The organism is Parapedobacter sp. 2B3 (assembly GCF_041925275.1).
GTDB classification, from domain to species: Bacteria; Bacteroidota; Bacteroidia; order Sphingobacteriales; family Sphingobacteriaceae; genus Parapedobacter; species Parapedobacter pyrenivorans_A.
This window is the reverse complement of record NZ_JBHEUZ010000027.1, coordinates 24,367-34,559: the sequence shown is the minus strand read 5'-3', so window position 1 is coordinate 34,559 and position 10,193 is coordinate 24,367. Positions and strand designations below refer to the sequence as shown.

Here is a 10,193-nt window from a genome sequence, read left to right as displayed (position 1 = left end):
CGAATCAAAGTTAAGTAAGCCTAAAAAGAGGCAACGCGCTGCCCTGGATGACGATTTCCGAAGCAGCCTGCTCGCCGTGTATTTTTAAAAGCGATTTCCCTGCCATTTTGGTAATTTAAGCACTTAAACAAATCTTTCCTATATTAGTGCCAAAATAACGATGCGCATCGACCCATACATCAACGACGGTCAGGACCCCCTAGCGGTGGAAAAGCTACTCCTGAAGTTGCAGGATATGCTAGCGGTTACGGGTGAGGAGATTACGTATATCGCCGTGCAGAAAAAGCCAGCAGTCACGTTATTCCCCAACAGCATCGCACTCACCAACAAGCGGTTATTCATCTGCAAATCAACGAAACTAGGTTTGGCGACCGATTTTGACATCGTGCCTTGGCAAGCCATCGAAAACCTCTCCTTCAAGGAAGGTATCCTTGGAAGCCAAGTGACTTTCACCAAACACGGCGGTGAAAGTCTCGCTATGGCCTACATCCCCAAAAGCCAGGCCCGCAAGCTGTACCAAGCGGGTATGGAAGCACTGGGTGCGCAGCCAACCAACAACAGCGCCGATGACGCGGATACGGTGGCCCAACCAGATGCGGCCGAACCCCAGGACGAACTCACCGCAAAACTCAAAAAACTGAAAGCCTTGTTTGAGCGCGAATTGATTACCGAGGCCGAATACGAAAACAAGAAAAACGAACTGTTATCCCAACTATAACCGTGAAGAAAAACTACTTATTGGCCTTGTTGAGTGCGTTCTTGCTGTGGTTGGCTTGGCCACCATTCTCCTATACGTCTCCCCTGCTTTGGGTGGCCTTCGTGCCGCTCCTCTTGGCGCTGGAAACCATCATGCGCGGCGATTACCGCCGCAAAGGTGCAAAAGTATTCTTACTCAGCGGACTTACCACCCTCCTATGGAACACGGCCTCCATTTATTGGGTTTTCAATGCCATGAATGCCGTGATGCCCGTGTATGCGGCGGCATTCGTGTCGCTGATTCCCTTCGGGCTCGCTGCTTTACTGATGGCCTTCGCTTTTCGCCTGTACTACCAATTGCGTAAACGCTATGCCATCGGGTGGTCGTTAGCCGGATTGGTTTCCTTCTGGATGGCCTACGAATACCTGCACCAAAGCTGGGACCTCGCCTTTCCGTGGATGACCCTCGGCAATGGGTTTGCCGGCACGCACCAACTGGTGCAGTGGTATGAATATACGGGGGTATACGGCGGTACTATGTGGATTTGGACGAGCAACATCCTGCTATTCCTCCTGATCCTATCGGCTAGGGACGGCTTCCGGCCAGCACTCCGCTATAAGCTGCTGGGCGGGCTCATACTCCTCCTTGCGGCACCTGCTGCATGGTCGCTCTACCGCTATTCCACCTACGAGGAACACCTAAACCCTTCAGACGTGGTGGTAGTGCAACCGAACGTAGATCCCTATGGCAAGTTCAGCTTCATTACGCCCGAAATGCAAATCGACAACCTCATCCGGCTATCGGATTCGGTAGCCCAGCCGAACACCGAGTTTTTCATCTGGCCGGAAACGGCCATTGCCCGGCAGGGAGGGTTTGATGAAGACCGCTTTTACGAGCATCCCGCCTTCCTCCGCATCCAGCAATTCCTACAGCGTTATAAAAACGGGAATGTCCTCTCGGGAATAGAGGGATACCGGATATATAACGACCAGCGGACACCTACCGCCCGCGAATATGACGGCCTCTATTACGATGCCTTCAACTCAGCCGTGCTGATAGAAAATTCAGCCAAACTCCAGTTCTACCACAAATCCAAGCTGGTGGCGGGTGCCGAACAATTCCCGTTTGCCGGTGCACTCGGATTCCTCAAACCATTGTTCGCCGGATTCGGCGGCACCACGGGTGGCTATGGCAGCCAGGATAAACCATCGGTTTTTTATTCGCAGAGCGGTATCGGTGCTGCACCCGTTATTTGCTATGAATCCATTTGGGGAAATTACGTGGCAGCCTATGTGCGGGACGGCGCGCAGTTCATCGCCATCATTACCAACGACGGCTGGTGGGGCGATACTGCTGGCAAAGACCAGCACCTGGCCTACGCCAAACTACGCGCCATCGAAACGCGGCGTTGGGTGGCGCGATCGGCCAACACAGGCATCTCCGGCTTCATTAACCAACGTGGTGATGTGGTGCAACAGACCGCATGGTGGGTACCCACCGCCTTGAAACAAGACATCAACCTCAACGAAGAAATCACTTTTTATGTATCAGCGGGCGACTACCTCGCCTACGCTGGAATGGCCGGCAGCGCCGGATTCACCCTACTCCTTTTGCTCGGTTTGGCGAAACGGAAATTTAGACAAGAGACAACGGACGACAGACAACAATAGACTGGCGACTTACGACTAAAAACTTACGACTAAAACGATTAGAAACATGTTTACTGGCATCATCGAAACCCTTGGCAGCGTAACCCATCTCCAACGGGAGGCGGGCAACCTCCATATCACCGTTGCCTCTACCCTTTCGGACGAGCTGAAAATCGACCAAAGCATTTCGCACAACGGCGTTTGCCTTACCGTCGTAGCGCTATCGCCCGGTGAGCATACGGTCACGGCCATTGCCGAAACACTCCAGAAAAGCAATTTGGGTACGTTGCAGGTGGGGAATCTCGTTAACCTTGAGCGTTGCACCAAAGTAGGCGACCGCTTGGATGGCCATATCGTGCAGGGGCATGTGGACCAAACGGCGCGATGCGTATCGGTAGCCGATCAGGAAGGCAGCTGGCTATTTACCTTCCAATACGATCGGGCACAGGGCAACATCACCGTAGAGAAGGGATCCATCACGGTCAATGGCATCAGCCTCACGGTCGTGGATTCGCAGGCCGACAGGTTTTCCGTGGCCATCATCCCCTACACCTTCGAACATACCAACCTCCACCAAGTAGGCGCCGGCGATACGGTAAATCTCGAGTTCGACATCATCGGCAAATACGTGGCCCGCATCATGGAGCACCAATCCCACCCGAGCCGGGGGCATTGACGATACGCATTTCCTGCTGCGGATAGGGTATGGTGATATTATTGGCATCGAGCGCAAGTTTGATACGCTCAAAATTATCGTAGTAGGCTTCCCAAAACTGGTCTTTCGGTGCCCAGGCCCTAATAACCAGGTTGACGGCGCTATCGGCCAACTCCGCAACGCGCACTTCGGGTTTCGGGGTGTTCAGTACGCGGTGATCTTCCGCCAATACCTTGAGAATCACATCGCGCGCCTCCTTGATATTCGATTCATAAGCGATGCCGATATTATATTCTATCCGCCGTTTGGTTATGCTGGAGTAGTTCGTAATGACCGAGTTGGCCAGCGGCCCATTTGGTGCAAACACGGCAATCCCTTCGGCAGTGCGCATCGTGGTATAGAGGATGTCTATTTTTTCTACCGTTCCTGACGCACCGGAACCGCTGCTTACATAATCGCCAACGCGGAAAGGCCGGAACAGCAGGATCAGGACACCGCCAGCAAAATTGGACAAACTGCCCTGCAGGGCCAAGCCGATGGAAAGACTGGCGGCACCAAGCACCGCTACGAACGACGTGGTCTGGATGCCCACCATCGACGCCACGCTGAGGATGAGCATAGTGTACATTATGAACTTGACAATACTCGCGACGAAATCACGCAGGGACAAATCGACGCTACGCCGCTCGAACCGCTTGCGAATAATGCGCAAGATCAGCCGGATAAGCCAGCTTCCTGCCAGCAATATCAATATACCCAACACAAGGCTGGGCACACGCGATAAAACCGCTTCAATGATACGGTCCAGTGCAAGCTCTACCTTTTCCATAGGCTGTAAAGTTAATGAATATTGTATATTTGCCCATACCCCGTATATTTTTTATGCGGGTACGCAACAATGAATTGGAAATCCGCTATCGGCGACTTCAAAAACTACCTCCAGTTGGAACGGGCAATGGCGGCCAACACCGTAGAAGCATACCTTAGCGATCTCATCAAACTCCAGCGGTTTGCCGAACCGCAGGGTATCGCACCCAAGGAAATCAGTCCCAAGCATATACAGGATTTTTTGGGTTGGATAAATGGCTTCGGGCTATCTCCGATGAGCCAGGCACGCATCCTTTCGGGCATCAAAACGTTTTACCTATTCATGAGCTTAGAACACGGGCTGCTCGAAAATCCCACGGCATTGATCGAGGCCCCACGCCTCGCCCGCAAAATACCAGATGTGCTGAACATCCGGGAAATAGAACAGCTCATTGACGCGATAGACCTATCTGCGCCCGAGGGCATGCGCAACAAGACCATGCTGGAGGTGCTGTACGGCTGTGGCCTACGGGTGAGCGAGCTGGTTGGCCTCAAAATATCCAACCTGTTCCTCGACGTGGAATTTATCAAGGTAGAAGGCAAGGGAAGCAAGGAGCGGTTGGTGCCCATCGGGAGCCAGGCTATCAAATTCCTCCGCATTTACCTCACTGAAGTAAGGGTGCACCAGAAGATCAAGCTGGGGAACGAGGATTTCGTGTTTCTCAACCGCCGGGGGGCATCCCTCACACGGGTAATGGTATTCATCATCATCCGCGACCTGGCAACAAAAATCGGTCTCAAAAAGAAAATCAGCCCCCATACGTTCCGTCATTCGTTTGCCAGCCACCTGGTAGAAGGCGGTGCCGACTTACGTGCGGTACAGGATATGTTAGGCCATGAGAGCATTACAACCACCGAAATATATACCCATGTTGATCGTGACTACCTGCATTCGGTCATCACGCAATACCACCCCCGATCATAAAAAAAACCGCCTCGCTTAGGGCGAGACGGCCGTGGTTATCGCTAACCCTGTTCTTCTTTGTTAATGATCATGGTCGTGATCGTCATGATCACCCTCACCGGCTACAATATGCAGGTGCGATTCAGCCTCCGCGGTTTGGCCGGTTTGGTCGGTTACCGTCAAATGCAGGTGATATTCGCCTTCCGCGGCGTCGGCGGGCACATCGATGTGCTCATGGAAATCCGCATTTTTCAACCCTTCGTAACCATCGGTAAACACCTGTTCAAACGTCCAGCCGTCGCCACTTTCGGGATGGATCTCCAAGGTGATGCTGGCGATGCCGCCGGGGGCCAAAATAGGTGCGTCGAGGTGGAGGTCCGACCCCGGGTGGGCGGTGCGGTCATTGTCGTGCCCCACTTCCAACGACTCGATCAGCGGCTTATCGACCGCAGGAGTTTCGTCTTTATCGCACGCTGCCACCACAAAAAAGATGAAACCAAATAGGATATAAATGAAATGTTTATTTTGCTTGTTCATGATAATATTGTTCAATAATTTAAAAATACGGTTGACCCACCCCTATTGGATCTTCACGCTCAGTCCACGCAGGGTCTGCCATCCTGTTGCGTCCGTCACCTTAATCATAAAATGATAATCTCCGGGATCGATATCGGCAGGGATGGCAATCTCAACCTCGGCTTCGTATGTTTTCGGCGCACCGGGAATATTGATATCTTTGATGTATTCAAAATCGTTCTCCGGTGTCTTCACCGGTTCCATGTCACACGCTTCAACCTCCGTACTGTGACTGTGATGATTAAAATTGTTGTGTATATCGAGGCTGAAGGCGCCCAGCGCCACATTGTCGCTGAATCTGGCCCTGAAAATAAACGTTTCCCCTCGTTGAATGGTGCCGCACTGTTGCGGGGACGCTTCTGCGAAATTGCCATCGATGACCGGGTATTCGGTATCGACCGTGTCGGCATCTTTACTGCATGCCAGCGCCAATGAAATGATTCCAAAGGCAATGATTATTCGCTTTATCTGTAATTTTTCCATGATTTCCATGTTATTATTTAATCGTTTTGTGTACTGACCACCGGAATCCGCAGGGAAAAGACAATATTCCTGCCCATTTCCGGAAGTTCTATTAACCGGTAAAAGCTGGTATGTTCCATATACTTCGTGTCGAGCAGATTCTGCACCTGAACATTCAGTTGTACCGGAATGCGCATCAACACCGCATCAACCCCTGCCCGCATAGCCACGATGCCATAGCCCGGGGTCTTCTTTTCGGGAGGCACAATCCGATCCTGCCTGGCTACGCGCCGGTAGTCGATCGCAACAAATGGACTGCCTGGTCGTTCGGGCGACCACGAAAGGCTCATCAACAGGGATGGCGGCGGTGCAAACGGCAGCGAAAATCCTTTCTTATCGCCCGATAACTGCTGGGAATACAGGTATTCGCCCAATACTTCCGCTGTCAGCGAACGGCCTATTTTACGCGACACCTGCACTTCTCCCCCATACCTGACCACCCGGCTTTCCGCATACTCGAACACCTGGTTGCCCGCGCCATAGAAGCGGTCGAATGCTGCCGTAGGATTCAGGTAAATGTAGTTGGGGAAGTAGTTGTAAAACGGGCTCACCTGGATATGCCAGCCATTGGCTTGCCATTCGGCAGACACATCGGCCTGGTACGACTGCTCCGCAGAAAGTGACGGATTGCCCCGCTCATAGCTGAAATAGTGGTAGTTCACACCATTGGCCGACAGCTCCTTGGCAATGGGCATCCGGAAGCTCTTGCCGATATTGGCTTTCAGCGAAAGGTGCTCAAGCGGCTCGTAATTGAGTCCGGCGGACCAAACGAAACTATTGAAACGCCTGTGCAGGTCGGCCGCACGGACAAGATATACCTGTCCGCCCTCGGGCACATCGGAGGGAAACCAATCCCGATATTCGTGCATACGCAGGTTGCCATGATCAAATCGCACCGCGCCGTGTAACAGTACCCGTTCGTTTAGCCGGTAGCGATCGTACCCGAATACACCTGCCGTTGACTGCTCAAATGACGGCACAAGGAAAGTCCACCCGCTTATGCCGTTACGCTGGTGTTCCCCGTTGAAGCCAAACGTCAGCTGGTGCTTACCGAGTTCCACGTAATCCTTCACATTCAGTGAGTACACCTGCTTGTCAAACTCCCGTTCCAGCGTGGCCGGGATTCCAAGGGTATCGGGCAAGAGAGATGGCATGTAACCGTGACGCACATACGGGCTGTGTTCCTGACGGAAATTGCGTTGGAACCCCACCTCTGCTTCGATATGGTGTTTGCCCAAATGGAGCGCGTTCCTGCTGATAATCTTGAAATGGTTGACTTGCTGGCTCGGCAACAAGATATCCCGCGCCGATCGATCATGCAGCTCCATATCCACGCGGCGCGGCTCAAGACCATGCGCATTGGCGAAGAAACCTGCTTTATGAAACGTGTTACTTAGGTATAGGATCGAATTGAAACGATCACCCAGGTAACCGGTAGTGAGGTGCAGGTCCGTTTCGCGTCCTGCTGTATTGCGCAGCTGCCGGCGACGAAGGGACACTGCATAATCATAGACATAAACGGTATCCGCAGGGACCCGGTAGTCACCATAACGCAGGTAGGTAGCACGCGCATCGGCAAACCACTTTTCACCACGTCCGCCCAGACGCACAGAGGTGCCGTAGCTGCGGTTGTTACTCCGCCCCACCAAGTCTACCGATACGGACCGCGTGTGGGGAGCGGGCAGCGGTTCGGGTTTCACGTCGATCGCACCGCCAATGGCGTCTGATCCATAAATAAACGATGCAGCTCCCTTAATAAGCTCCACTTCGCCAACGGCAAACTGGTCCAGTTCGAGGCCGTGGTCGCTCCCCCACTGTTGGCCCTCGTGCTTGATGCCCCGGTCGACCACCACTACCCGGTTGAAGCCCAACCCACGGATAAGCGGCTTGGATTGCCCCGAGCCGATACCGACGGTTTGGACACCGGGCAGCCTTTCGAGTGTTTTCATCAAGCTACCCCCGAGATGGCGGTAAACGAAATCCTTGCCAACCACTTCCAGGTTGAGCGACTCCTCCTGCTTTCTCCGTTCCACGTGATTGTCTACCACGAGTACTTCGTCAAGCAGGTGCACCCTGCCTTCCAATACGATGGTAACGTCATCCCTATCGCCCCTCAAGGAAACCGTTGCGTGCCGATCGGCATAGCCGACCTTGTAAACGGTAAGCCGGTAATTATCCGGCGGCAGTCCCGAAAAGGAAAACGCACCTGCCGTGTCTGCATACCGTATCTTACCCATTTCCTGCAGGGTAATGCGGGCATCAACAACGGGATTGCCGATCCCATCGGTAACCTGCCCCGCCAACCGGAATCCTTGCCCGTGGGCGCCCCCCATGGCCAACAGACCGATAAGGGTAATGATGACGAATTTTATCGAATGCACAGACCGCATTGATTGAAATAACTATAAAAAAAAGGGAAATGTCCGGATACCGGATTGACATCATGTTGATCCGGAATACTCAATTAGGCGAAAATGGAGGGGGGACCTCTCGTCGTGTAACCGTGCGCCACGCCCTCACACAACACTTTTGACCGTGGTTGGGCAACTATTGCCCGTAACGGCGTTACGGGCGTACGGAAAGAAAACATGGACACCGACAATGCTTCCCGCGGCGTAAACTGGCCATATAGTGCACAGAAATCACAGTTAGACGCACCGTCGGTACCGGCATCGCCGCCGTGCCCCTCATCGCAACCATCTACGTGCTGAATGTGGGTGTGCAAAGTGGCTATCAGCGGGATGCTGACCACCGTAACGACTACACCCAGTGTAACCACACACAGCAACCATCGAGATATTTGGAAGTAACGACCCATAAAACTTGCAGCAAAGTTGCATTAATAAATCAACACCACCAAAAATCTATTCAGTTTTTTTACAGGGCAAGTCGGCGGCAGCTATTCGTTTTGCCTACGGGCTTTGTCCAATCGGATCATCGCACCGAAATCAAGGCCGAGAACCATCGCCTCTACGGTCATCGCAATGCGTTTGGCCCGGGTGGGCTCGGTTTTCGCGTCAGTGACGTATTTGATGAAATAATTCCTGTGCGACTTGGCGAGGGCCATAAATTTTGCCATTAAATCGTCCTCATCGTCCAACAGGCAAATTTCCAGGTCTTCAGGCATGGTTATCTTAAAATCCGTATCTTCCTCCAAACAGATGGCCAGCACGTCGCCCACCCCTTTTTGTAGTACCTTGCGCATGGAGCTGTTGATAGCTAGATAGTAGTTGCCCTCCCCCATGGGCATCAGCGCCAGGCCAGCGAAGATGTGACCATCGATCTGCCCGCGCACGCGGTAAACCTGCTTGTAGTCGGCTTTGATTCGGTTGGCAATCGCGTAGGGAACTTCCACATATACCCACCCTGCCATGGCAGCGCCCATCGTTTCGGCTCGCTGAATCTCAGCTTGGAAGGTGACCCTATTCGTCATTGGCTAAATCAATCAAGATAAAACACCGTATATTCGGGAGCGAGCCCATGCAATGACACTTCCTTCTCAAACAGGCCGAACACACTCGATCCGCTGCCGCTCATGGCTGCAAATACGGCGCCCTGCTCATACAACAGTTCCTTGATGGATGCAATCTCAGGGTACCTCGCAAATATACCCGCTTCGAAATCGTTCACGATCGCATCGCGCCATGTCGCCACCGGCGTTTTTACGGCCGCTGCCAACTGCCTGCCCGCCGGATTGGGCGTTACCATCCCGTACGCTGACACGGTGGAAATATGGATATCGGGTTTGACCAATACCATGTGGTACGATGACAGGTCGAGGTCTATATCCTCGAATACATCACCGATGCCACTGGCCAATACCGCGGTATTGCGGATAAAAAAGGCACAGTCGGCACCCAACCGGCGGGCATAACCCATCAGTTGCGTTTCGTCAAGCCCGAGTTGGAACCGCGCATTGGCCAACTTCAGCAAAAACGCCGCATCTGCCGATCCTCCACCTAAGCCGGCACCGATGGGAATCACCTTATGCAAATGGATATGGATAGGCGGTAAGTCGTAATCACGCTGGAGCAACCGATAGGCGTTTATGCACAGGTTATCTTCGCTGTCACCGGGAATGGTGAGTCCGGATCCCATGAACCGGGTTTCATCGGCTTCCACCACTTCCAGCACGTCATGCAGCTTGATGGGGTAAAAGACGGTTTCCAGGTTATGGTAACCATCTGCACGGCGGCCGAGCACCTGCAATCCGATATTTATCTTGGCGTTGGGAAACGTGACCATATGTCTTGCGTACAAACTTAGATAAGTTGCTTGTTATATACAAGAAATCGACAACCGTATGAACAATACCCGTCATAC

General features: G+C 52.8%; 11 protein-coding genes. 4 read left to right on the top strand and 7 right to left on the bottom strand.

The window, feature by feature from the left end; genetic code table 11:
• Positions 1-160 precede the first annotated feature (160 nt).
• The 3 genes from ACEVG1_RS19615 to ACEVG1_RS19605 are packed head-to-tail and all read left to right on the top strand — an operon-like array spanning position 161 to position 3,022.
• Entirely contained in the window at positions 161-718 is a 558-nt protein-coding gene (locus ACEVG1_RS19615; protein WP_374745431.1) for a PH domain-containing protein, read from the top strand.
• A 2-nt stretch (positions 719-720) separates the two neighbouring features.
• Positions 721-2,367: an apolipoprotein N-acyltransferase gene (gene lnt, locus ACEVG1_RS19610; RefSeq protein ID WP_374745430.1), complete on the top strand. Its 1,647-nt coding sequence runs from the start codon at positions 721-723 to the stop codon at positions 2,365-2,367.
• Positions 2,368-2,413: 46 nt separating this feature from the next.
• Complete coding sequence (locus ACEVG1_RS19605; RefSeq protein WP_374745429.1) at positions 2,414-3,022, top strand: riboflavin synthase; 609 nt, start codon at positions 2,414-2,416, stop codon at positions 3,020-3,022.
• Here ACEVG1_RS19605 and ACEVG1_RS19600 read toward each other — a convergent pair.
• Complete coding sequence (locus tag ACEVG1_RS19600) at positions 2,985-3,830, bottom strand: mechanosensitive ion channel family protein (protein WP_374745428.1); 846 nt, start codon at positions 3,828-3,830, stop codon at positions 2,985-2,987. The two genes, ACEVG1_RS19605 and ACEVG1_RS19600, sit on opposite strands and share 38 nt — an antisense overlap.
• Positions 3,831-3,899: 69 nt before the next feature.
• On the opposite strand from ACEVG1_RS19600, the gene xerD reads away from it, so the two are divergent.
• Positions 3,900-4,793: a site-specific tyrosine recombinase XerD gene (gene xerD / locus ACEVG1_RS19595; RefSeq protein ID WP_374745427.1), complete on the top strand. Its 894-nt coding sequence runs from the start codon at positions 3,900-3,902 to the stop codon at positions 4,791-4,793.
• A gap of 60 nt (positions 4,794-4,853) precedes the next feature.
• Here xerD and ACEVG1_RS19590 read toward each other — a convergent pair whose 3' ends face one another.
• The 6 genes from ACEVG1_RS19590 to ispE all read right to left on the bottom strand — a co-directional run bounded on the left by ACEVG1_RS19590 (position 4,854) and on the right by ispE (position 10,115).
• On the bottom strand, positions 4,854-5,309 hold the full coding sequence (locus ACEVG1_RS19590; RefSeq protein WP_374745426.1) for a DUF4625 domain-containing protein: 456 nt from the start codon (positions 5,307-5,309) through the stop codon (positions 4,854-4,856).
• A gap of 42 nt (positions 5,310-5,351) precedes the next feature.
• Positions 5,352-5,831, bottom strand: coding sequence for a DUF4625 domain-containing protein (locus ACEVG1_RS19585; protein ID WP_374745425.1), 480 nt, complete (start codon positions 5,829-5,831; stop codon positions 5,352-5,354).
• 17 nt (positions 5,832-5,848) lie between these two features.
• Positions 5,849-8,260 carry a TonB-dependent receptor gene (locus ACEVG1_RS19580; protein ID WP_374745424.1) on the bottom strand — a complete coding sequence of 804 codons (2,412 nt, stop codon included), beginning with the start codon at positions 8,258-8,260 and terminating at the stop codon, positions 5,849-5,851.
• A 74-nt stretch (positions 8,261-8,334) separates the two neighbouring features.
• Positions 8,335-8,688, bottom strand: a complete 354-nt coding sequence (locus ACEVG1_RS19575) for a hypothetical protein (RefSeq protein ID WP_374745423.1) — start codon at positions 8,686-8,688, stop codon at positions 8,335-8,337.
• Positions 8,689-8,769: 81 nt separating this feature from the next.
• On the bottom strand, positions 8,770-9,303 hold the full coding sequence (locus ACEVG1_RS19570) for a YdeI/OmpD-associated family protein (RefSeq protein WP_374745422.1): 534 nt from the start codon (positions 9,301-9,303) through the stop codon (positions 8,770-8,772).
• Positions 9,304-9,311: 8 nt separating this feature from the next.
• Positions 9,312-10,115: a 4-(cytidine 5'-diphospho)-2-C-methyl-D-erythritol kinase gene (ispE, locus tag ACEVG1_RS19565; protein ID WP_374745421.1), complete on the bottom strand. Its 804-nt coding sequence runs from the start codon at positions 10,113-10,115 to the stop codon at positions 9,312-9,314.
• Positions 10,116-10,193 lie beyond the last annotated feature (78 nt).

Bases quoted from the DNA above. Each gene is read 5' to 3' on its own strand.
- ACEVG1_RS19615 (WP_374745431.1), top strand. From the start codon at position 161: ATGCGCATCGACCCATACATCAACGACGGTCAGGACCCCCTAGCGGTG.
- ACEVG1_RS19605 (WP_374745429.1), top strand. From the start codon at position 2,414: ATGTTTACTGGCATCATCGAAACCCTTGGCAGCGTAACCCATCTCCAA.
- ACEVG1_RS19600 (WP_374745428.1), bottom strand. From the start codon at position 3,830: ATGGAAAAGGTAGAGCTTGCACTGGACCGTATCATTGAAGCGGTTTTA.
- xerD (WP_374745427.1), top strand. From the start codon at position 3,900: ATGAATTGGAAATCCGCTATCGGCGACTTCAAAAACTACCTCCAGTTG.
- ACEVG1_RS19590 (WP_374745426.1), bottom strand. From the start codon at position 5,309: ATGAACAAGCAAAATAAACATTTCATTTATATCCTATTTGGTTTCATC.
- ACEVG1_RS19585 (WP_374745425.1), bottom strand. From the start codon at position 5,831: ATGGAAAAATTACAGATAAAGCGAATAATCATTGCCTTTGGAATCATT.
- ACEVG1_RS19580 (WP_374745424.1), bottom strand. From the start codon at position 8,260: ATGCGGTCTGTGCATTCGATAAAATTCGTCATCATTACCCTTATCGGT.
- ACEVG1_RS19575 (WP_374745423.1), bottom strand. From the start codon at position 8,688: ATGGGTCGTTACTTCCAAATATCTCGATGGTTGCTGTGTGTGGTTACA.
- ACEVG1_RS19570 (WP_374745422.1), bottom strand. From the start codon at position 9,303: ATGACGAATAGGGTCACCTTCCAAGCTGAGATTCAGCGAGCCGAAACG.
- ispE (WP_374745421.1), bottom strand. From the start codon at position 10,115: ATGGTCACGTTTCCCAACGCCAAGATAAATATCGGATTGCAGGTGCTC.